Origin of the sequence: Prevotella sp. BV3P1, from assembly GCF_000479005.1 — a bacterium.
Lineage (GTDB): Bacteria > Bacteroidota > Bacteroidia > Bacteroidales > Bacteroidaceae > Prevotella.
The window spans coordinates 1-532 of record NZ_AWXC01000052.1 but is presented as its reverse complement, the minus strand read 5'-3'; the positions used below and the strand labels follow the sequence as shown (position 1 = coordinate 532).

Genomic DNA, 532 nt, shown 5'->3' with positions numbered 1-532 from the left:
CTGGTAGCTGTGGTCAGGGGAACAAAAGCCGAAGACGTGATCCGTGTTCTGGAAAAGATTGACCTTTCCAAAAGAAAGACTGTCAAGGAGATAACGCTCGACCTGTCTTCCTCTATGATGATCATTGCGCGCACGGTGTTCCCCAAGGCACTCATCACCAGTGACAGGTTTCATGTGCAGAAACTTTACTATGACGCTTTGGACGACATGCGCATAGCCTACCGGTGGATGGCAAGGGACAGAGAAAATGAGGAGATGAAGGAAGCCAAAGCCAAGAATGAAACCTACAAGCCATTCAGATATAGCAACGGTGACACACGCAAGCAACTACTTGCTAGGGCGAAGTTTATACTGACTAAACACAAGTCCAAGTGGACGGAATCGCAAAGGCTAAGGGCGGAAATAATCTTTGAAAACTACCCAGAACTCAAAAAAGCTTATGACCTGGCCATGGAACTTACCGATATTTATAATGCCAAAAGCATCAAGGACGCAGCAAGGCTGAAACTGGCTAAGTGGTTTAACGAGGTAG

Annotated in this window: 1 protein-coding gene; it reads left to right on the top strand. The window is 46.6% G+C overall.

From position 1 onward, the window contains the following. The coding region (locus HMPREF1254_RS09785; RefSeq protein WP_023058506.1) for an ISL3 family transposase at positions 1 to 532 on the top strand (532 nt) is incomplete at both ends.